Below are 21,073 nucleotides of genomic sequence, written 5' to 3' on the forward strand. Positions count from 1 at the left end.
CGGCGGCGCGCGCGGCGCGCTCCGCCGGGCGCCGGAGGGCCCCCAGGTGCTACAACTGGGGACGTGACCCTTCCTCGCCAGCCGTACCGGGCAATTCGGTGCGGTCACCCCTGAGCAAGGGATTCAAGAGCGTCGCCGGACAGGTGTTCGTCCTTCAGGTGGCGATCGTGGTGTTGCTCGCCGCCGGTGCCCTCCTGGCGCTGCTCCTGCAGTCCCGCCACGACGTCGACCGTGAGGCGCGCAACCGGTCGATCGCCGTCGCGGAGACCTTCGCGCACTCCCCCGACCTCCAGGAGTCGCTGCGGACACCGGATCCGTCCGCCACCCTGCAGCCCCTGGCCGAGGTCACCCGCAAGGCCGCCGGGGTCGACTTCATCGTCGTCATGGACACCAACGGGATCCGCTACAGCCATCCCCAGCCGGACCGCATCGGCAAGCGCTTCGTGGGGAACATCGAGCCCTCCCTCGCCGGCCGGGTCCACACCGAGAGCGTGCAGGGGCCCCTCGGCAAGGAGATCCAGGCGGTGGTGCCCGTCACCGCGCCGGACGGCCGGGTCGTCGCGCTGGTGTCCGCGGGCCTGACCGTGGAGAACGTCAGCGGCGCCTTCGACCGCCAGCTCCCGGTGATCCTGCTGGCCATGGCCACCGGCCTGGCCCTGGCCACCGCCGGCACCGCCCTGACCAGCCGCCGCCTGCGCCGGCAGACGCACGGGCTGGGGCCCCAGGAGATGACCCGGATGTACGAGCACCACGACGCGGTGCTCCATTCCGTCCGCGAGGGGGTGGTGATCACGGACGGGGACGGGCGGCTGGTCCTGGCCAACGACGAGGCCAAGCGGCTACTCGGGCTGCCCGAGGAGGCCGAGGGCCGCCGCATCGACGAGGTGCCGGGCCTGGACAGCCGGATGGCCGACCTGCTGCTGTCGGGCCGGGTGGCCACGGACGAGGTGCTGGAGACCGGGGACCGGCTGCTCGTCGTCAACCAGCGGCCCACCCATCCGCGCGGCCGGCCGGAGGGCGCGGCCGCCACCATCCGCGACTCCACCGACATGCAGGTCCTCACCGGCCGCGCCGAGGCGGCCCGCAAGCGGCTGCGGCTGCTGTACGACGCCACCGGCGACATCGGGACCACCCTGGACGTGGAGCGGACCGCCCAGGAGCTCGCCGACGTCGCCGTGCCCCGGTTCGCCGACTACGTCACCGTCGACCTGGCCGGCCCGGTGCTCGACGGCGAGGAGCCCGGACCGGGCTCCGACATGCGGCGCACCGCGGTCAGCGGCATCCGCCGGGACCACCCGCTGTACCCGCTCGGGCGGGTGATCGAGTTCAAGCCCACCACCCCGCAGGCGCGCGGCTACGACACGGGCAAGACGGAGCTGGTGCCCGACCTGGCCGACGCGCCGGGGTGGCGCGTGCAGGACCCCCGCCGGGCCAGGGCCATCATCGAGTACGGGATCCACTCCCTGATCGCGGCGCCGCTCAAGGCCAGGGGCGTGGTCCTCGGGGTGGTCAACTTCTGGCGGGCCCGCAAGCCCGAGCCCTTCGACGAGGACGACGTGTCGCTGGCCGAGGAACTCGTCGCCCGGGCCGCCGTGGCCATGGACAACGCCCGCCGCTACACCCGTGAGCACACCCTGGCGGTCACCCTCCAGCGCAGCCTGCTGCCCCGCGGCCTGCCCGAGCAGAGCGCCGTGGACGCGGCGCACTGCTACCTGCCCGCGCAGTCCGGGGTGGGCGGGGACTGGTTCGACGTGATCCCGCTGCCGGGCGGCCGGGTCGCCCTGGTCGTCGGGGACGTCGTCGGGCACGGGCTGCACGCCGCGGCCACGATGGGGCGGCTGCGTACGGCGGTGCACAACTTCACCTCCCTCGACCTGCCGCCGGACGAGCTCCTGGCCCGGCTCGACGACCTCGTGCAGCGCATCGACGAGGACGACACCGACGGGGCGGGCGGCATGCTCGGCGCGACCTGCCTGTACGCCGTGTACGACCCGGTGTCCCGGGCCTGCACCCTGTCCCGGGCCGGGCACCTGCCGCCGCTGGTGGTCGCCCCGGACGGCAGCACGGAGATCGTCGACCTGCCGGCCGGGCCGCCGCTCGGGCTGGGCGGCATGCCGTTCGAGACGACCGAGCTGCGGCTGGCGGAGGGCAGCCAGCTGGTGCTGTACACGGACGGGCTGGTGGAGCAGCGGACCCGGGACATCGAGGAGGGGCTGGAACTGCTGCGGGAGGCGCTGAGCCACCCGGACCGCGATCCGCAGGAGAGCTGTCTCGCGGTCCTCGACGCCATGCTGCCGGCCCGGCCGACCGACGACGTGGCCCTGCTCATCGCCCGGACCCGGACCCTCGGGCCCGACCGGGTCGCGCAGTGGGACGTGCCGCCGAGGGCCAGCGGGGTCGGCGTCGTGCGGAACCTGGCGTCCGCCAAGCTGGAGGAGTGGGGGATGGAGGAGCTCGCCTTCACCACGGAGCTCATCCTCAGCGAGCTGATCACCAACGCCCTGCGGCACGGCGTGCCCCCGGTGCGGGTCCGGCTGCTCCACGACCACGCGCTGACCTGCGAGGTGTGGGACGGCAGCAGCACCGCTCCGCACCTGCGGTACGCGGCCACCACGGACGAGGGCGGGCGCGGGCTGTTCCTGGTGGCGCAGCTCAGCGAGCACTGGGGCACCCGGTACACCCCGGACGGCAAGGTCATCTGGTCGGAGCAGGCCCTCCAGGGCTCCTCGAACGGAGTACCCCTGGACGCCTTCGGGGACCTCGAACCGTAGCGTGGGCGGGGTGCGCCCCCCGCGCCCCGTGTCCGCCTCCCTGACCGCGGTCGCCGTGCTGTGCGCGAGCGCGGCGCCCGGTTGCGCGCCCTCCGTGCGGGAGCGGTCCGGTGTGCCGGTGCCGGCCGTCGCGGCGGCGCTCGTGGCGGAGGTGTCGGAGGTGCCGGCGCGGAAGCTGGGGGCGAGCCTGCGGGCCGGGTGTCCGGTGCCGGCGGAGCGGCTGCGGCTGGTCCGGATGAACCACTGGGGCTTCGACGGGAAGGTCCACCGGGGCGAGATGGTCGTCCACCAGGACGCGGTCGAGCCGCTGCTGTACGTCTTCGGCCGGGCCCTGGAGGCCCGCTTCCCGATCCGGCGGATGCGCGTGGCGGCCGACTACGGCGGCGACGACCTCGCGGCGATGGCCGACGACAACACCTCGGCCTTCAACTGCCGGCCGGTGACCGGGGACTCCGGGAGGCTGTCGCGGCACGCGTGGGGGCTGGCCGTGGACGTCAACCCGGTCGAGAACCCGTACGTCGACCGGCACGGGACGGTGCACCCGCCGGCGGGCCGGGCCCACCTGCGGCGGGACCCGGCCAGACCCGGAATGATCACCGAGGACGGTGTCCTGGCCAGGGCGTTCCGCCGCGTCGGCTGGCACTGGGGCGGCGCGTGGTGGTCGAGCCCGGACTACCAGCACTTCTCGGCCGACGGCGGGTAGCCGGCCGGCTCGCGCCCGGCCGCGCGTCACCGGCGCCGCCGGTGTCACGGCGCCCACGGCCGCCGACCGCCGACCGCCGACCGCCGACCGCCGACCGCCGACCGCCACGGTCACCCGTGGGTGGAGCCGTCCGGCAATCCCCCGCGCCGGCCCGGCCGAGGCCGCCGGACGCGTGGCCGCGGCGGTCCCCCCTCAAGACGTGACCGCCCGGCGCCGGGGACACCTCGGCCCCGGACGTGCGGGTCGGTACGGCCGATGCCGCACGGGTGATCCACGGACGGCCGTATCATCGGGTCCACGCCGGCCCCGTCCGGGGAGGGGCCGCGCTCCCCGGCCGTCCTCCGCGGTGGCCGGCCGCCGACCGCCCCGCGAACCACGGCCCACCGAGGCGAGGACGTGCACGTGCACAGGACCGTCACCGAACTCGCGGACGGCCGCGAGCTCATCTACTACGACAGCGCACCCGGCCGGGACCGCGGCGCCAAGGACCTCCGGCCGCTCGACCCGGTCGTGAGCGCCCCCGAGCTGCGCCGGGACCCGGCCACCGGGGACTGGGTCGCCATCGCCGCCCACCGGCAGTCCCGGACCTACCGGCCGGCCGCCGACGCCTGCCCGCTGTGCCCGTCCCGGGAGGGACGGGCGAGCGAGATCCCGGCCGCCGACTACGAGGTGGCCGTGTTCGAGAACCGTTTCCCCTCCCTGTCCGGCGCGGCCGGCCGGTGCGAGGTGGTGTGCTTCACCCCGGAGCACGACTCGGGCTTCGCCGGCCTCACCCCCGCGCGGGCCCGGCTGGTGCTGGACGCCTGGACCGACCGGACCGCCGAACTGTCGGCCCGCCCCGGCACCCGCCAGGTGTACTGCTTCGAGAACCGGGGTGCCGAGATCGGTGTCACCCTCCCCCACCCGCACGGCCAGATCTACGCCTTCACCACGCCCACCCCGCGCACCGTCAAGCACCTCGCCGCGGCGGCCGCCCACCGGGCCGCCACCGGACGGAACCTCTTCGAGGACCTGCTCGCCGAGGCCCGCGCGGCCACGGAGCGGGTGGTGCTCGCCGGGGAGCACTGGACGGCGTTCGTGCCGTACGCCGCCCGCTGGCCGTACGAGGTCCACCTGTACCCGCACCGCAGGGTGCCCGACCTGACCTGCCTCGACGAGGCGGAGCGGGCCGAGTTCCCCGGGCTGTACCTGGACCTGCTGCGGCGCTTCGACCGGCTCTTCGGGCTGGCCGAGCCCACCCCGTACGTCTCGGCCTGGCACCAGGCCCCGCCGGCCGGCGGCGGTGAACTCGCCCTGCACCTGGAGCTGTTCACCGTCCGGCGGGCCGCCGACAAGCTGAAGTACCTGGCCGGGACGGAGTCCGGCATGGACGCGTTCATGAACGACGTGGCTCCGGAGACGGCGGCCCGGCGACTGCGGGAGGCACGGTGACGGCGGGAGGCACGGTGACGGCGCGGGTGCGCGAGGAGTTCGAGCGGATCCACGGCCGCCCGCCGGAGGGGGTGTGGGCCGCCCCGGGCCGGGTCAACCTGATCGGCGAGCACACCGACTACAACGACGGCTTCGCCCTGCCCATGGCCCTGCCGCGGACCACCCTGCTCGCCGCCCGCCGGCGCGGTGACGGCCTGCTGCGGGTGCACAGCGCCCAGGGCGACGGCCGGGTCGCCGAGTTCGCGGTGGCCGGCCTCACCCCCGGCGCGACCGGCGGCTGGGCCCGGTATCCCGCCGGGGTGGTCTGGGCGCTGCGCGAGCGGGGCCTGCCCGTCGGCGGGGCCGACCTGCACGTGGACAGCACGGTGCCCGCGGGTGCCGGGCTGTCCTCGTCCGCGGCCCTGGAGTGCGCGGTGGCCGTCGCCTACGACGAGCTGTACGGGCTGCGGCTGGAGCGGCCGGAGCTGGCGCGGGTGGCGCAGTACGCGGAGAACGCCTTCGCCGGTGTGCCGTGCGGGGTCATGGACCAGATGGCCTCGCTGTGCTGCGCCGAGGGCAGCGCCCTGCACCTGGACAGCCGGGGGCCGTCGGTCCGGCAGGTGCCCTTCGACCTCACCGGGCACGGGCTGAAGCTGCTGGTGCTGGACACCCGGGTCAAGCACGACCTCGCCGACGGGGCGTACGCCGCCCTGCGGGCGGGGTGCGAGCGGGCGGCGCGGCTGCTGGGACTGCCCGCCCTGCGGGACCTCGACGAGCGGGGGCTGGCGGGGGCACTGGCGGAACTCCCCGGGGAACTCGTCCCGCTGGTGCGGCACGTGGTCACCGAGAACGCGCGGGTCGGCCGGGCCGTGGAGCACCTGACGGCCGGTGACCCGGAGGCCCTGGGGCCGCTGCTGACCGCCGGGCACGCCTCCCTCCGGGACGACTACCGGGTCTCCTGCCCCGAGACCGACCTCGCGGTGGACGCCGCCGTCGGCGCGGGTGCGCTGGGGGCCCGGATGACCGGCGGCGGGTTCGGCGGCTCCGTGATCGCCCTGGTGCCGGCCGGGCGGGCGGGGTCCGTGGGCCGGGCCGTGTCGGACGCCTTCGCGGCGGCCGGGTTCGTCCGCCCGGCGGTACTGGAGGCCGTGCCGTCGGCGGGGGCCCGCCGGATCGCCTGACCCGGTCCCCGCCGTCTCTGTCCTTCGGCAGAGGGGCGGATCCACCGCGAGGCTCATGCCGGGGCCGCCGCCCGCGTCAATACTGGTCAGCGTGGTACGCACTCCCCTGATCCCCCGTCCTGCCCCCGGCCCGCCGCGCGCGGCCCTCCCTTCCGGGTGGGTGCGCACGGCGGCCGGCACCGCCGGGGTGACCCTGCTGGGCCTGTGCGTGTTCGCGGCCCTCGCCTGGGCCGGGCTCGCGCCGCACCCGTCGTTCCAGCTGCTGGTGATCGCCGCCGGGGCCCTGCTCTTCCCGCTGCGCGGCCGGTTCCCCGGGCCGGTCCTGCTCGCGCTGGCCGTGCTGACCGGGCTGGCGAGCGGCGCCGGGCCGCTCGCGGCGGTCGCCGCGTACGGTCTGGCGCGGCGGACGGTCCGGGTACGGCGGCGGGCCCGGCTGCTGGCCGCGGCGGCGGTCCTGCTGGTGGCGACCGCGACGGCGGCCGCGCCCGTGGTGGGTCCGGGGCGCGTCCCGTACGGTCTGGCGCTCGGCCTGGCCCTGGCCCCGACGGCGGTGATCGTCCCGGGTCTGGTGGGTACGGCGCAGGGGCAGCAGCGGCGTCTGGTGCGGGCCCTGCGCGAGCGCGGGGACGCGGCGGAGCGGGCCCGGCTGGCGGCCGACAGCGAGGCCCGCACCCACGAGCGCTCCCGGATCGCCGCCGAGATGCACGACCTGCTCGGCCACCGGCTCAGCCTGATCTCGCTGCACGCGGGCGGGCTGGAGCTGGCCCTCGGCCGGTCCGCGCCGGAGCTGCGCGAGGAGGCCGTCCTGGTACGCCGGACCACCCGCGACGCGATGAGCGAGCTGCGGCAGGTCCTCGGCGTGCTCGGTCCGCTGGGCCGGGACGCCGGTCCCGGCGTCCTCACGGACGCGACGGGCACCCGCGCCGACATCGAGGCGCTGGTGGCGGAGTCCCGCGACGGCGGGGTGGCCGTACGGCTCGACTGGACGGGACCGGACCTGGACGGCCGCCCGGCGTCGGTGCGCAGGGCGGCGCACCGGGTGGTGCGCGAGGCCCTGACCAACGTCCACCGGTACGCCCCCTCGGCCCACGTCACCGTCGGCGTGACGCACGAGGGGGCGGCGGTATGGATCACCGTGCGCAACGGCGCGCCGCCCGGGCCGCCCGTCCCGGCCGGAGGCCTGGGCACCGGGCGCGGCCTGACGGGGCTCCGGGAGCGCGTGGAGCTGCTCGGCGGGTCCTTCGACGCCGACCCGCTGCCGTCCGGCGGGTTCCTGGTGGACGCGGTCCTGCCGGCGGAGCCCGGCGACGCCGTGGTCCCGCACACCGCCGGGCCGCGGGGGGCCGGCGCCGCTTCCGGCGCGGAGGGCGGCGGCGCCGAGGGAGGGGCCGCGAACGCGCTGACGCTCGCCCTGGGGCTGGGGGCGCTGTGCGTGCTGATGGCCCTGGCGACCGCCTTCGTCTACGGCAGCGCGCCCCGGCCGGACTCCGGGCCGCGTCCGCTGCCGCGGGTCGGGATGACGTACGCCGAGGTGACGGGGCTCGGCGTCATCGACAACAAGGCGGTGCGGGCCGCCGCCACGGGGCACGAGCCGCCGCGCCCGGCCGGCACGGCCGGCTGCGCGTACCCGTTCAACGGCGCCACCGAGATCCGTCCGGGCGGCCTGCTGGTGGCCCGCTACTGCTTCGACGCCGGACAGCGTCTGATCGCCATCGACCGTTTCACCGTCCCGTCGGTGCGGGACGCCTCACCCTGGGAGACCCCTTGACCGAGCCCGACGGGCCGATCCGTGTCCTGCTCGCCGACGACGAGACGATGATCAGGCACGGGGTGCGCCTGATCCTGCGGCACGCCGACGGCATCGAGGTCGTCGCCGAGGCGGCGGACGGCCGGCAGGCCGTCGAACTGGCCGCCGTCCACCACCCGGACGTGGCGCTGGTCGACATCCGCATGCCGGTGTGCGACGGACTGGCGGCCATCGCGCCGCTGCTCGCGCTCGATCCGGCGCCGCGGGTGGTGATGCTGACGACGTTCGGCGACGACGACAACGTCGTGCGGGCGCTGCGGGAGGGCGCCGCCGGGTTCCTGCTGAAGGACGAGGGCCCGCAGGAGCTGATCAGCGCGGTACGGGCCGCCGCGGCGGGCGACGCCGTGCTCTCCCCGGGGGTCACCGGGGCGGTGATCTCCCGGATGCTGGGCGCCCGGGAGCCGGCCGGGGCGGGCGGCGCGGCCGCGGACGAGCGGATCGCCCGGCTGACGGGCCGTGAGCGGGACGTCCTCGCGGCGCTCGGCGAGGGGCTGTCGAACCAGGAGATCGCGGCGCGGCTCGGGATCGGGACCGGCACGGTGAAGACCCATGTGGGGGCGATCCTGGACAAGACCGGTTCGACGAGCCGGGTCCAGGCGGCGCTGCTGGCGCACCGGACCGGACTGGCCTCCTGAGCCCGTCCTGAGCCCCTCCTCTGTCCCGGGGCGGAGCGGGGCGGCGGCCGCCTCTGTCCTCCGGCAGAGGGGAGCCGGTCCGGGCGGCCCTTTCGGCAGAGGCCAAGTCGCGCCTTGAGGCCGATGTCCGTGCAGGTCAGCGCGGTGAGGATGGATGAGTCCCCCCGGCTCGCGGCGTATCGCGCGGGCCGTCGTACTTCAGGCGGAGCATCCATGTCGCACGCGTTTCCCTCTTCCCCCGCGCCCTCCTCGCCCCCGGCCCCCGTCGAGCCGGCGGCGAGCGCGACGGCGCTGACCAAGACGTACGGGAAGGGCGGGACGCGGGTCACCGCGCTGGACTCGGTGTCGGTGGAGTTCGCGCGGGGCCGCTTCACGGCGGTGATGGGGCCGTCCGGCTCGGGCAAGTCCACGCTGATGCACTGCATGGCCGGCCTGGACCCGGTGACCTCCGGTTCGGCCCGGATCGGCGGGGTGGAGCTGTCCGGGCTGAACGACCGGCAGCTGACGCGGCTGCGGCGGGAGAAGGTCGGCTTCGTCTTCCAGGGCTTCAACCTGCTGCCCACCCTCACGGCTCTGGAGAACATCACCCTGCCGCTGAGGCTCGCCGGGCGGCGGCCCGACGCGGCGTGGACGGACACCGTCGTCGCGACCGTCGGGCTGGCCGGCCGGCTCGCGCACCGGCCGGCCGAGCTGTCCGGCGGCCAGCAGCAGCGCGTGGCCGTGGCCCGGGCGCTGGTCTCGCGTCCGGAGATCGTCTTCGCCGACGAGCCGACCGGCAACCTCGACTCGCGTGCCGGGGCGGAGGTGCTCGGCTTCCTGCGCGACTCGGTCCGGGAGCTGGGCCAGACGGTGGTCATGGTCACCCACGACCCGGTCGCCGCCGCCCATGCCGACCGGGTGGTGTTCCTCGCCGACGGCCGCCTGGTGGACGAGCTGCGGGAGCCGACCTCCGGCGCCGTGCTGGACCGGATGCTCGCCTTCGAGGCCCAGGGCCGCACCAGCTGACGGCGTTCCTCCGCCGTCCTCCCCGTCCCGGCCTCTCCGTCCCGGCCTTCCCTTCCCGGCCTCCCCTTCCCGGCTTCCCCTTCCCGGCTTCCCCTTCCCGGCGTCCCGCCGATCCTTCCAAGCCTCCCGAAAGCCCCTTCATGCTGCGAACAGCACTGCGCAACGTCCTCGCCCACAAGGCGCGCCTGATCATGACCGTCCTCGCGGTCTGTCTCGGGGTCGCGTTCATCTCCGGGTCGCTCGTCTTCGCCGACTCCACCAGCGCCGCCTACCGCGCCTCCATGGCGCGCGACTACGCCGGCATCGCGGTCACGGTCGACCCCAAGTACCCGGTCGGCGCCCCCGCCGGTGAACGCGCGAGCGTCCTCGACGACGCCCTCACGGCCAGGCTGGCCGCCGTGCCCGGGGTCGCCTCGGCCCGTCCGGCGGTCGACGGGTCGGTGACGCTGGCTGCCAAGGACGGCTCGCCGATGCGGGCCGGCAACGCTATGGGCAAGCTCGCCGCCGGTTACGTACCCGGACCCGACGGCAAGGACTCCCGTTATCCGCTGACGGCCGGCCGCGCCCCGCGCGACGGCGGTGAAGTGGCCCTGGACCGGGGCACCGCCGAGGCCGGCGGGTACGCCCTCGGCGACACCGTCGTCCTGGCCGTCGACGGCCCCGTGCTGAGGCTGCGGCTGGTCGGCATCGTCTCCACCCGCGACACCCGGGTCACGTCGGGCGGCACCCTCGCGGTGTTCGACAAGGCCACCGCCCAGAAGCTGTTCGCCGCACCCGGCCGCTACACCGGGATCGACCTTTCCGCCGCGCCCGGCACCGACCAGTTCGACCTCGCCCGGCGGGTCGGCGCGCTGCTGCCCGCCGACCGGGCGGAGGCCACCACCGCGACCGCCAAGGCCGACCAGCAGTCCGTCTTCATCTCCGCCAAGACCCGCAGCTACTCCCGGCTGCCCCTGCTCTTCGCCGTGGTGTCGCTCTTCATCGGCTCGTTCCTCATCATCAACACCTTCACCATGCTCGTCACCCGGCGGACCCGGGAGATCGCCCTGCTCCGCGCGATCGGCGCCACCCGCCGCCAGGTGGTCCGCTCCGTGCTCGCGGAAGCGGCACTGGTGGGGCTGGCCGCCTCCGTGATCGGGTTCGGCCTGGGCCTCGGCGTCGCCGCCGCGCTGCCCGGCCTGCTCGGCGCCGGGGAAGACCTGCTGCCCAGCGGCCCGTTGGTGATCGGCCCCGCTCCCGTCGCCGCCTCGCTCGCCGTGGGCGTCGGCGTCACGGTCCTGGCCGCCTGGCTGCCGTCCCGCCGGGCCGCCCGGATCGCCCCCGTCGAGGCGATGCGCACCGCCGAGCAGCCGCCCTCCGCGACGCTGTCCCGGATCCGGGGCGCGGCCGGCGCGGCCGTGGTCCTGCTGGGTGCCGGTCTGCTGCTCTCCCTGGGCGGGGCGAAGGACGCCTCGGACGAGAACCTGCGGACCGCGATGTCCGGCTGCGGGATCCTCGTCACCGGGCTGATCCTGCTGGCGCCGCTGCTGGCGGGCCCGGTGGTCCGGCTCATCGGCCGGGCCACCGGCCGGTTCGGCGTGGCGGGCGGCCTCGCCAGGGACAACGCCCTGCGCGACCCGCGGCGTACCGCGGCCACCGCCGTCGCCCTGATGATCAGCACGGCGCTGGTGACCGGGCTCGCCGTCATCGAGCACTCCTCCAGCCGGGCCCTGGACTCCCAGGCGGCGGCCGGCCTGAGCGCCGACTACGTCATCGGCACCCGCGACACCACCACCGCCGTCGACGCGGCCGCCGTCCGGCGGATCGCCGCCGTCCCCGGGGTGTCGACCGCCTCCGCCGTCGCGGACTCCAGCATCTCCGTCGGGGTCAAGGCCGGGCAGGTCTCGGGCGTCGACCCGAAGAGCGTGGCGGCCGTCATGAGGCTCCGCTTCACCAGCGGCTCCGCCAAGGACCTCGGGCCGGGCCGGATCGCGGTCTCGTCCTCCTTCGCCCGCGACAACCGGATCGGCACCGGCGACCAGGTCCGGGCGGCCATCGGCCCCGGTACCGGGGAGGACCGCGACCGGCCCTACACCGTCGTCGGCGTCTACCAGGACAACCCCACCGCGCAGGACGTGCTCGCCGACCGCGCCGACGTCCAGCAGCACGGCTACCTGCGCGACTCCGTCCAGCGGGTGCTCGTGGCCGGCTCCGGGGACCTCGGCGGGCGGCTGCGCGCGGCCGTCGACGGCAGCCCGCTGCTGAAGGTCCAGAGCCGTGCGCAGCTGGTGCGGGAACAGGCCGGCGTCGCCGGCGACCTGATCACCCTGGTGTTCGGGCTGCTCGCCATCGGCGTGGTCATCTCCGCGCTCGGGATGGTCAACACGCTGGCCATGTCGGTCGCCGAGCGCACCCGCGAGATCGGCGTCCTGCGCGCCATCGGCATGGACCGCGCCGGCGTCCGTGCGATGATCCGCCTGGAATCCCTGACGGTCGCCGCGTACGGCACCCTGCTCGGGCTCGCGGGCGGCCTGTTCGGGGCCTGGAAGGTCAGCGGCCTGGCCAACGGGGCCATTCCGCAGTACTCCTTCTCCCTCCCCTGGGGCACCCTCGCCCTGGTCGTCCTCCTCTCCCTCGCCGTGGGCGTGGCGGCGGCCGCGCTGCCCGCCCGCCGGGCCGCGTCGCTCAGCCCGATGCACGCGGTGGCGGACGCCTGACCGCGGCGTCACGGGCCGGGGGGGGGGGGGGGGGGGGGGGGGGGGGGGGGGGGGGGGGGGTGGTTTGGGGTGGGGGGGGGGGGGGGGGGGGGGGGGGGGGGGGGGGGGGGGGGGGGGGGGGTGGGGGTAGCGCGGCCCCCCGGGGGGTGTGGGTCGCTAAACCAGGGGAGGGGGGGGGGGAGGGAGGAGGGGGGCCCCCCCCCCCCCCCCCCTCCTCCCCCCCGCCCCGGGCCGTTTTGGATCTTCCGCTGACCGGGCCCCGCCCCGATGGTCGGGACGGCGCATTGCGCAAGGAGGTGTGGACGGACTGGAATTGCCGAGGTCAGGGCCGTCACCGCGCGACACGACCCGCGCGGCTTCCGGTCCGGGAGCCGGCACGGAAGGAATCCGATGGCATCCATGCTCGAAGGCTGCACCCCGTGGCCGCGGGAGTTCGTCGACCGCTACTGGGCTGCGGGCCACTGGGGCGGCAGCACCCTGGACAACCTGCTGCGCGGGTGGGCCCTGCAGTACGGGCCGCGGACCGCGCTCGTGCACGGCGGGACCCGCCTCACGTACGCGAACCTGAACCGGCGCGTGGACCGCATGGCCGCCGGTTTCCGGCTGCGCGGGCTGCGGCCCGGGATGCGGGTCGTCGTCCAGCTGCCGAACGTGCCGGAGTTCGTCGTCAGCACGTTCGCGCTGATGCGGGCCGGTGTGGTCCCCGTCCTCTGCCCGCTCCCGTACCCCGAGGTGCCCGAGCTGGTACGGGTCACCCAGGCCGTCGGCTATGTCGGCCCGGCGGAGTACCGGGGCTTCGACCACACGGCGCTGGCCGCGGACATCGCCGCCCGCTGGCCCTTCCTGCGGCGGGTGTTCACCTATGAGCCGCCGGGCACCGAGTCCCCGTACGGCGGTATGACGACCGACCCGTCGAACTGCCAGTACGCGCCGCTGGGTTCCATCGACGCCGCGCCCGAGCCGGCGCTCCTGCCGGACGCCGGTCAGGTGGCGTTCCTGCTGGTGGGCGACGCGGACGGAGCCTGCGGTGGGCCGGTGCTCGTGCCGCGCACCCACAACGACTTCGCCTACCAGGCGCGGGCCGCCGCCGAGCTGGTGTCGCTGACCGAGGAGGACGTGTACCTGGCGGCACTGCCCGCCGCGTCCGTCTTCGCCCTCGGCTGCCCCGGCATCATCGGCACGCTCACCGCCGGCGGGACGGTGGTCCTGGCCGACGGAACGGATCCCGCGGCATGCCTGCCGCTCGTGGAACGGGAGCGGGTCACCGCCACGTCGCTGCCGCCCGCGGCAGCCGCCGCCTGGCTCGACGCGCTGCCCTCGGTCCGGGCCGACGTGAGCAGTCTGCGTCTGGTGCAGACCGGCGGCGCGCCCCTGTCCCGGGCGGCCGCCGAGCGGCTGGCGTCCGGGCTGGGCGCCCGGCCGCAGCAGGTGTTCGCGCCGGACGGGGGGCCGGTCGTGCTCACCCGGCCCGCCGATCCGGACGGGAGGGCGTACGGCACGCAGGGCCGCCCGCTCTCGCCCGACGACGAGATCCTCCTCGTCGGCGCCGACGGCCGGAGCGTGCCGGACGGGGAGCCCGGCGAGCTCCTGGCGCGCGGCCCGTACACCCCGCGGGGCCGCTACCGGGCGGCCGGGGACGAGGCCCGCCGGTTCACCCCGGACGGGTTCTTCCGCACCGGCGTCCTGGCCCGGCGCACGGCGGACGGCGACCTGGTGGTGACCGGCCGGGCCGGGGACTCCCCGGCGGGCTGACGGCCGCGAGGGCCGGGCGGACGCGACGGCTCGGGCGAACGCGACGGCTCGGAATGCCCGGTCCGGGCGGTTCCCGCATCATGAGTGCTGTGTGCGACCCACCCGGCGGACCGGTCTTCCTGTCGATCGTGGTTCCCGTCTTCAACGAGGAGGAGTCCCTGCCCGCTCTGGCGGCGCGGCTGCGCCCGGTGCTGGAGGGGCTCGGGGAGCCGTACGAGGTCCTCACCGTCGACGACGGCTCGACCGACAAGACCCCCCGGGTGCTGGAGGACCTGCGCAGCGTCTGGCCCGAGCTCCGCGTGGTCACCCTCCGGCGCAACAGCGGCCACCAGGCGGCCCTGACGGCCGGGCTGCACCGCGCCCGGGGCGCCTATGTGATCAGCATGGACGCCGACCTCCAGGACCCGCCGGAGGTCATCCCGCGAATGCTGGACCTGGCCCGGTCGGACGGTCTGGACGTGGTGTACGGCGTCCGGACGGACCGCTCCGCCGACAGCGGCTTCAAACGCCGGACGGCCGCCGGCTACTACTGGCTGATGCGCCGGCTGGCGGGCCCCCACGTACCCGCCCAGGCCGGGGACTTCCGGCTCCTGTCCCGCCAGGTGGTGGAGACCCTCAAGTCCCTGCCCGAGCAGCGGCAGATCCACCGTCTGCTCATCCCGTGGCTGGGCTTCCCCGGCGGCCGGATCACCTACCAGCGCGGGGAGCGGGTGGCGGGCACCACCAAGTACCCCCTGCACAAGATGGTCCTCCTGGCCCTGGACAGCGTCACCAGCTTCTCGGCGGCGCCCCTGCGCCTGGCCACCGCGATCGGCGCCGGCAGCCTCGCCGTGTGCCTCGGCTTCCTGGTCTGGACCCTCGTCGCCCACGCCACGGGCAACACCCTGCCCGGCTGGACCTCCCTGATCACGACGGTCCTGTTCTTCGGCGCCGTCCAGCTCTTCTGCGTGGGGATGCTCGGCGAGTACGTGGCCCGCATCTACACGGCCGTGCAGGCCCGCCCCGCCTACTTCGTGGCCCGTGACACGGACGGGGAACAGGGCTAGCCCGGTCACACCAGCACTCCGGCGAAGAACATCGCGCCGAGCAGGGCGTACTGCGCCGCGCAGCAGGCCAGCAGCGGCACCTGGACCCATCGCGGCATGCGCGCGACGAGGAGCAGCCCGACGAACATCTGCGCGTGGTTGCGGTACCAGGACATCTCCGCGCCGGCGAGGAACGGCACGAGGAACACCGCCGCCGTCAGGACGGCCGCGGCCCACTCCCCCGGGTCGAGCCCGCGGCGGCGGTCGCGGACGAGCAGGGCGACGGCCGTCGCCAGGACGAGGACCACGAAGGCGGTGTCGAGCCAGAGCTGCGTCCGGTGCGCGTCGAGCGCGTGCCGCACCAGCCAGGGGAGGTGTCCCTCGGGCGTGTACCAGTCCTTGAACGGGAAGCGGTAGGCCGCGGCCATCTCGTCGAACGGCTGGTGCACGCCGCCCTGTCCGTAGCTGGACTCCTGGATGGTCTCGTACGCGTCCCAGCGGCCGGTCGCCTGCCACATCAGCCATTTGGCCCAGAGCACGCCGCAGCCGGAGACGGCCGCCGCCGAAGCGGCCTTCGCGCAGCGGACCGGCCAGGTGTCGCCGCGCCAGGCGAAGAGGGCGCTCAGGAGCAGCATCCCGGCGGCGACGGCGCCGACGGGATGGCAGGCGGCGGAGGCGAACCCGCCGGCTGCGGCGACCGCCCACGAGCCGCGCCGCACCCCGGCGACGCAGACCAGCAGGGCCAGGGTGGCGGTGGAGACCGGGAACAGGGCGTGGAAGTAGACGCCGCCCGGGAACACGGTGGCGACGGCGAGGGTGAGGCCGGTGGCCGGGGTGAGCCGGGAGCCGAGCAGCCACCACAGCACGGCGAACATGCCCAGCAGGGCGGCCTCGGTGACGACGGCGGCGGACAGCCGGTAGGAGAGCCCGGTGGCGGAGAGCGCCCGGACGGCCATGGAGTACCCGGGGAACCAGGCGACGTTCCCGCAGACGACGTCGGGGAAGTCCGGGTAGCGGTCCCGGCAGCGGAACATCTCGTAGCCGGTCTCGGCGATGGACAGGTAGTGGGCGGAGTCCCAGCGGGTACGGCCGCCGGTGGACCAGTACCGCACCCGGGAGCCGTCGCCGGCGACGGAGGCCGCGGCGACGGCCCAGGTGAGGAGGTTGGCCACGAGCCACGCGACGAGCGGGGGCAGCAGCCGGCGGCGCGGGCCGCGGCCCGCCGCCCGGGACGCTTGCGCCATCTCCAGCCCCGCGATCGTCTCGTCGGCGCTCCGGCCGTTCTCCTGCCGCGCTTCACGGTCATTCTGGGCAACGCCCCCGGGAGCCGCACCCGGAGGTACTCCCGTCCGGGGTGCCCGCCCCGCGCCCGAGGTGATCGAATCGCCCCATGACGACACCGGCGCAGCGCGTCCTCCAGGCCCTCGACCGGTTCCACGCGGCCCACCCGTGGGACCACAACGCCCACTACCACCGATGGATCATGCGGCAGCTCCCCCGCCGCTTCGACCGCGCCCTGGACGTCGGCTCGGGCAGCGGCGATCTCGCCCGGCTGCTGGCCACGCGCGCCGGCTCGGTGCTGGGTGTCGACGCGGACGCCGCGATCGTCGCACGGGCGAGGGAGCTCACCCCGGCGGGTGCCGCCGTGACGTTCACCGTCGCGGAGGCACCGGACGGGATACCGCCGGGCCCGTACGGGGTGATCACGTGCGTGGCAGCCCTCCACCACCTGCCCTTCGCCGAGTCCCTCGTCCGGCTGCGCCACCACCTGGCGCCCGGCGGGACCCTGGTGGTGGTGGGCCTCGCCCGTCCGGAGTCGGCCGGCGACCACCTGCTCGGCGCCGCCGCCGTCCCGGCGAACATCGCCATGGCCTGGGTCGCGAACCGGGGCCGGAGGGTGCCCCGCCCGGTCGCGATGACCGCCCCCACCCGGCCGGCGTCCATGGGCTTCGCCGAGATCGCCGGCGAGGCCCGCCGCGTCCTGCCCGGCGTGCGCCTGCGCCGGCGCCTGTTCTGGCGCTACACGCTCCTCTGGCGCAGCAGTTGACGACGCCCGCCCGTCAGTACCCCGACTCGACCTGCTCCGCCACCTCGAACCCGGTCCCGCAGTCCGGGCAGACCGCGCGGCCGAAGAGGTAGGTGAGGCCGCGCGCGGTCCCCTCGTGGCCGGCCCCGGCCGCCGTGCGGTGCAGTCGTGCGGGCAGGGGGGCGAGGGCGGCCGGGTCGGCGGGCAGCAGCTCGGTCCTGGCCGGGTCGCCGGTCATGTAGTCGCCCGCCGAGGCGAAGGGGCCGTCCTCGCCGAACGCGATGAAGAGGCCGGACTCGCAGGAGGGACAGTCGATCTCGTACTCCCCCTCGAAGAGGCCCTCCAGCCGCCCGGCGCTCCACACCCGCTCGCCCTCGAAGGCCAGGACGCACTGGAGGAGGTACACGAAGGACACCGGGTCGTGCGTCTCCTCGGCGAGCAGGCGCCGCGCCACCGGAAGGAGGGCGGCGGTCTCCTCCCCGTACCGGGCGGTGCGCTCCTCGTCCGCCGCCGAGGCGATGAGGCCGGCCATCAGGACGGCGTCCCGCGGTTCCCCGGGCGCCCGGCCGGTGGCCGTCGCCGCCAGGAACGGGAGGGCCGGGTAGCTGTCCTCGTAGACGGAGCCCTGGTGGCACAGGCCGTCCCACAGCTCGCTCCAGACCTGCCGGTCCTCCGTGCCGCCGAGGCGGGCGAAGGCGGCGGGCAGGTCGTCGGAAGGGCGCTTGTTCACGGAACGCATTCTCGCAGGACGACGCCCCGCGCCGGCGCGTCAGTAGCCGATCGTGAAGCGGCGCTGGACGAAGCGGGGCAGTTCCGCCTCGTCGACGAGTGCGACGGCGGCGTCCTCCATGGAGATGCGGCTGCGGCCGTCCGCGTCGAGGACCGGCTGGTCGCCGCCGATGCGGAAGCGGCCGGTGCGCTCGCCGGGCGCGATGTCCATGGCCGGGCTGAGGTAGGTCCAGAGCCGGTTGGAGGTGCGCAGCACGTCCAGGGCGTCCCGGGCGCCGCGCACGGCGGCCGCGTACTCCCTCGGGAGCCCGAGCGGGTCGAGGGTGGCGAACAGGTGCTCGTCGGAGTCCGCCATGACCAGGCCCGGTTCGACTTCCAGGCTGCCGGCGCCGCCGATCACGATCAGCCGGGTCCGGGGGTGGCTCTCCAGCGCCTTCAGCAGCGCCCTCGCGGCGGTGGCGTACACGGTGGGGTCGGCTATGGACCGCCGCACGGTGTCCGTGAAGTCCCTGGCGGCGTTGCCCGGCTGGAACCCGCTGATCAGCACGTCCAGTCCGGGCAGGACGGCGGCGATGCTGCCGGCGTCGAGGACGTCGACGTCCTTCCAGGTGATGTTGTCCCGGTCCTCCTGGATCCCCGTGGTGTCCCGGCTGAACGCCGTGACGTGGTGCCCCCGTCCGAGGGCTTCGGTGACGACGCGGCTGCCGATCCCGCCCGTGGCCCCGATGACTCCGATCTGCATGGCTCTCCCCTGTCGTGCCGGTCGGTGGAACGGCGCGACCGATCCTCTGGTGCACGCCGTTCGAAAACTATACGGTGTGAAGTCAAGATACGGCACTCGGGAAAGTGACTCTGTAGAGTGGCTGCCGTGGGAAGCACCGTGGGAAGCACCAAGGGGCGCCGCGAGCGGCTGCGGGCCGAGACGACGGCCGAAATCAAGAAGGTCTCGCTGGAGTTGATGGCCTCGGGCGGGCCCGACGCGATCACCCTGCGCGCCATCGCGCGCGAGATGGGCATGACCGCCAACGCCATCTACGGCTACTTCGCCACGCGCGACGACCTGGTGACCACCCTCATCGGCGATGTGTACACATCGCTGGCCGATGCCGTTGACGCCGCCTGGGAAGCGGCCCCCGCCGCGGACCCGGCCGCCCGGATCCGGGCCTGGGCGCACGCCCTCCGGGACTGGGCCCTGGCCAACCCCGAGGGTTTCCGCCTCGTGTACGGCGACCCCGTCCCCGGCTACCAGGCCCCGCCGGACGGCGCCGCCCCCGACGCCGCCCGCCGCGTCTGCCTCGGCCTCACCGCCCTCGCGGCCGCCGCCTGGCCGCACGCCGAACCCCTCGCGGCGGGCGGCGACTTCGAGTGGTCCGACTTCGCGGCCCCGCTCCTCGACAAGGTCCGCCCGGCGTTCCCCGGCCTGCCCCCGGCCGGCGTGGCCCTGGCCATGCGCATCTGGGGCCGGCTGCACGGTCTGGTGACCCTGGAGGTCTACGGGCACCTGCGCGCCCAGACCCCCAGCCCGGACAAGCTCTTCCGCGCGGAACTGGACGACCTCGTCCGCTCCTTGGGCCTCCCGGCCGGCGGGGGGTCCTGACAGTCGGGCCCCCGTCCGCCGATGAGGGTCTCCGCCCAGTGGGCGGTTCGGCGACCTGGAGGCCGAACGCCTCAGCGGCGGCGGCGGTTGAGCACTCCGATGAGAGCGGCAAGTTCGGCGGCACCGTCCGGGTCGTCCGCGTAGCGGGTGGTCTGGAGCGGGCCGACCTCGGGAAGGACGATGCCCTCCCGGGCCAGCACGTGGACCAAGGCCAACAGCGCGGCGCGGGCATTGCCGTCGGTGAAGGGGTGAAAGAACGCCACGTCGAGGTATGCGCGGGCCGCTCGTGCCGCCGGCGGGATGTCCGGGTCGGTCGTCTCGCGCAGGCAGGAATCGAAATCGGCCCGGGTGCGCGGGGTCAGGGCATAGCGCTCGCGGCCGCCCTTCGCATGGGCGTCGCCCACACGGAACGGTGCCGCGGCTGCGGCGAGGACCTCGCACTGCCAACCGGCGAGCAGAGCGAAGTCCAGCGGGGTGCAGCGTGCGGCGTCTTCTCGGGCCAGGGCATACGCCGCGAGCAGACGCTCGGCCCGAACCGGGTCGCGCCGGCGCACCGGCCCCTCGCACCAGGACCGGAAACCGTCGCGGGCGGGCGGGACCCCCTGCAGGGCCGGTGCGCGTCGCCAGTCGACCTCACGGCGCACGCGCAGCCAGACCGAAAGGCTGTCAGCAGCGGTCATGGAGATCCTCCAGAGCCACCCTCTCACGGTGGTCCTGGTACGGGGCGTGGCCGGTGAGGCCGGCGGCCAGGTCCTCGCCGACGGATTCGATCAGCGTCCGCTCCGGGGTGACCCAGCTCTCGAACCGGCCACCGATCGCGCTCTCCACCGCTCGCGCGGCGTCGGCCCGGTCCATGCCGGTGCTGGTGAGGAACCAGCCGAGGACGATCGAGGCCTGACGGTGCCAGCCGCCCTCCGCGCCCGAGTCCAGCGTGTGGGTCACGAGCCGGACGCAGGCCCGCTCCAGGTGCCAACTGCGAACCTCGGGTGGGGCGTCCGGCGGCGGTGCCAGTTCGGCGAAGCGCTGAGCCGTTCGCTCCAGCCACTCCCGCCACTCCAACAGCGCGGACACGACGCGTTCTGCGGTCTCGTCAGGGGTCGTCACCGAGCTCGGCCCGCTGACCCAGTTGCCGATGGGCCCGCCGTAGCGGTAGCACCATCCCCATCCCCAGGCCCAGGTTCCGTATCGCTCCCGGATGATCGCGTCCACCTGGTGTTCACACCACCGTTCCCCCTCCCACCAGCCGGCCATACCGGAGAGCACGGGCGGCACCCACTCGCGGACCAGCGAGCGGAGGCGGGCTTCCTCGTCCTCGTCCCAGGCGAACGAGTGGCGGGCAGGGTCGAACTCGTCCCAGTTCCGAATGCCCTCGTAGGCGATGGGGGGCACGCGGTTCTCCGGGAAGGGCAGGGTGTCCCGGTTGTACGTCAGGGTCGGCCACTCTTCCTGTCTGATGTCATCGACCCGCCAGTCTCGGCTCAACACCCCTGGGACCGCGAACGGTTTTCCGGACCACGCCCCGGGCGGCCATCCGTGCTGAACCCGCGGCCCGTTCCCATCGCCACCGGTCGGCGGTTCGCGCAGCGGCCTGGCCGGAGCAGCAGAAGGCCCCGGTCTCCGTGAGGAGGCCGGGGCCTTGATCGAGCGCTGGGCAGGCCTTGCACCTGCATTCCCCCACGGGAAGTGGGGTGTCTTTCCTTGGACCACCAACGCATCGTCCCGTTCGCCGTGTTCCG

Annotated in this window: 17 protein-coding genes; 12 read left to right on the forward strand and 5 right to left on the reverse strand. The window is 75.3% G+C overall.

The features are described from left to right. Positions 1–98: 98 nt before the first annotated feature. The 10 genes from AC07A6_RS25835 (at position 99) to AC07A6_RS25880 (ending at position 15,006) form a co-directional block, all read left to right on the forward strand. Positions 99–2,771, forward strand: coding sequence for a SpoIIE family protein phosphatase (locus tag AC07A6_RS25835; protein ID WP_478778720.1), 2,673 nt, complete (start codon positions 99–101; stop codon positions 2,769–2,771). A 10-nt stretch (positions 2,772–2,781) separates the two neighbouring features. After that, on the forward strand, positions 2,782–3,474 hold the full coding sequence (locus AC07A6_RS25840; RefSeq protein WP_478778721.1) for a M15 family metallopeptidase: 693 nt from the start codon (positions 2,782–2,784) through the stop codon (positions 3,472–3,474). A gap of 402 nt (positions 3,475–3,876) precedes the next feature. Further along, on the forward strand, positions 3,877–4,905 hold the full coding sequence (gene galT, locus AC07A6_RS25845; protein ID WP_362462746.1) for a galactose-1-phosphate uridylyltransferase: 1,029 nt from the start codon (positions 3,877–3,879) through the stop codon (positions 4,903–4,905). Further along, complete coding sequence (galK, locus tag AC07A6_RS25850; RefSeq protein ID WP_478778722.1) at positions 4,902–6,065, forward strand: galactokinase; 1,164 nt, start codon at positions 4,902–4,904, stop codon at positions 6,063–6,065. The genes galT and galK overlap by 4 nt, the downstream gene beginning before the upstream one ends. A 91-nt stretch (positions 6,066–6,156) precedes the next feature. Further along, positions 6,157–7,833 (forward strand): sensor histidine kinase, encoded by a 1,677-nt coding sequence (locus AC07A6_RS25855; protein ID WP_478778723.1) that lies wholly within the window; start codon positions 6,157–6,159, stop codon positions 7,831–7,833. Next, positions 7,830–8,507, forward strand: coding sequence for a response regulator transcription factor (locus AC07A6_RS25860; RefSeq protein ID WP_362462737.1), 678 nt, complete (start codon positions 7,830–7,832; stop codon positions 8,505–8,507). Before AC07A6_RS25855 ends, AC07A6_RS25860 begins: the two co-directional genes overlap by 4 nt. A 213-nt stretch (positions 8,508–8,720) precedes the next feature. After that, complete coding sequence (locus AC07A6_RS25865; protein ID WP_362462734.1) at positions 8,721–9,512, forward strand: ABC transporter ATP-binding protein; 792 nt, start codon at positions 8,721–8,723, stop codon at positions 9,510–9,512. Positions 9,513–9,652: 140 nt separating this feature from the next. Then, on the forward strand, positions 9,653–12,208 hold the full coding sequence (locus AC07A6_RS25870; RefSeq protein ID WP_478778724.1) for an ABC transporter permease: 2,556 nt from the start codon (positions 9,653–9,655) through the stop codon (positions 12,206–12,208). Positions 12,209–12,598: 390 nt separating this feature from the next. Further along, positions 12,599–13,960, forward strand: a complete 1,362-nt coding sequence (locus AC07A6_RS25875; protein WP_478778725.1) for an AMP-binding protein — start codon at positions 12,599–12,601, stop codon at positions 13,958–13,960. Positions 13,961–14,040: 80 nt separating this feature from the next. Continuing rightward, on the forward strand, positions 14,041–15,006 hold the full coding sequence (locus AC07A6_RS25880) for a glycosyltransferase family 2 protein (RefSeq protein ID WP_478778726.1): 966 nt from the start codon (positions 14,041–14,043) through the stop codon (positions 15,004–15,006). Positions 15,007–15,011: 5 nt separating this feature from the next. Here the strand turns inward: AC07A6_RS25880 and AC07A6_RS25885 are convergent, their stop codons facing one another. Continuing rightward, positions 15,012–16,229 carry a hypothetical protein gene (locus AC07A6_RS25885; protein WP_478778727.1) on the reverse strand — a complete coding sequence of 406 codons (1,218 nt, stop codon included), beginning with the start codon at positions 16,227–16,229 and terminating at the stop codon, positions 15,012–15,014. 146 nt (positions 16,230–16,375) lie between these two features. Here AC07A6_RS25885 and AC07A6_RS25890 point away from each other — a divergent pair, with 146 nt between their 5' ends. Continuing rightward, positions 16,376–17,032, forward strand: a complete 657-nt coding sequence (locus tag AC07A6_RS25890) for a class I SAM-dependent methyltransferase (protein ID WP_478778728.1) — start codon at positions 16,376–16,378, stop codon at positions 17,030–17,032. Between the two features lie 13 nt (positions 17,033–17,045). Here the strand turns inward: AC07A6_RS25890 and AC07A6_RS25895 are convergent, their stop codons facing one another. Both AC07A6_RS25895 and AC07A6_RS25900 read right to left on the reverse strand, forming a co-directional pair. Next, complete coding sequence (locus AC07A6_RS25895) at positions 17,046–17,741, reverse strand: hypothetical protein (RefSeq protein ID WP_478778729.1); 696 nt, start codon at positions 17,739–17,741, stop codon at positions 17,046–17,048. A 39-nt stretch (positions 17,742–17,780) separates the two neighbouring features. Continuing rightward, positions 17,781–18,482 (reverse strand): NAD(P)-dependent oxidoreductase, encoded by a 702-nt coding sequence (locus AC07A6_RS25900; RefSeq protein ID WP_478778730.1) that lies wholly within the window; start codon positions 18,480–18,482, stop codon positions 17,781–17,783. Between the two features lie 126 nt (positions 18,483–18,608). Here AC07A6_RS25900 and AC07A6_RS25905 point away from each other — a divergent pair, with 126 nt between their 5' ends. Next, positions 18,609–19,337: a TetR/AcrR family transcriptional regulator gene (locus AC07A6_RS25905; protein ID WP_478778731.1), complete on the forward strand. Its 729-nt coding sequence runs from the start codon at positions 18,609–18,611 to the stop codon at positions 19,335–19,337. Positions 19,338–19,408: 71 nt separating this feature from the next. On the opposite strand, the gene AC07A6_RS25910 is transcribed toward AC07A6_RS25905, so the two are convergent. Then, entirely contained in the window at positions 19,409–20,017 is a 609-nt protein-coding gene (locus tag AC07A6_RS25910) for a Fic family protein (RefSeq protein ID WP_478778732.1), read from the reverse strand. Continuing rightward, positions 20,004–20,726: a hypothetical protein gene (locus AC07A6_RS25915; protein ID WP_478778733.1), complete on the reverse strand. Its 723-nt coding sequence runs from the start codon at positions 20,724–20,726 to the stop codon at positions 20,004–20,006. Before AC07A6_RS25915 ends, AC07A6_RS25910 begins: the two co-directional genes overlap by 14 nt. Between the last annotated feature and the right edge of the window lie 347 nt (positions 20,727–21,073).

The organism is Streptomyces sp. NPDC044002, from assembly GCF_056434525.1.

Excerpts from the sequence above, each read along its gene's own strand:
- AC07A6_RS25875 (WP_478778725.1), top strand. The coding sequence starts at position 12,599 with ATGGCATCCATGCTCGAAGGCTGCACCCCGTGGCCGCGGGAGTTCGTC.
- AC07A6_RS25880 (WP_478778726.1), top strand. The coding sequence starts at position 14,041 with ATGAGTGCTGTGTGCGACCCACCCGGCGGACCGGTCTTCCTGTCGATC.
- AC07A6_RS25910 (WP_478778732.1), bottom strand. The coding sequence starts at position 20,017 with ATGACCGCTGCTGACAGCCTTTCGGTCTGGCTGCGCGTGCGCCGTGAG.
- AC07A6_RS25870 (WP_478778724.1), top strand. The coding sequence starts at position 9,653 with ATGCTGCGAACAGCACTGCGCAACGTCCTCGCCCACAAGGCGCGCCTG.
- AC07A6_RS25865 (WP_362462734.1), top strand. The coding sequence starts at position 8,721 with ATGTCGCACGCGTTTCCCTCTTCCCCCGCGCCCTCCTCGCCCCCGGCC.
- AC07A6_RS25890 (WP_478778728.1), top strand. The coding sequence starts at position 16,376 with ATGACGACACCGGCGCAGCGCGTCCTCCAGGCCCTCGACCGGTTCCAC.
- AC07A6_RS25900 (WP_478778730.1), bottom strand. The coding sequence starts at position 18,482 with ATGCAGATCGGAGTCATCGGGGCCACGGGCGGGATCGGCAGCCGCGTC.
- AC07A6_RS25885 (WP_478778727.1), bottom strand. The coding sequence starts at position 16,229 with ATGGCGCAAGCGTCCCGGGCGGCGGGCCGCGGCCCGCGCCGCCGGCTG.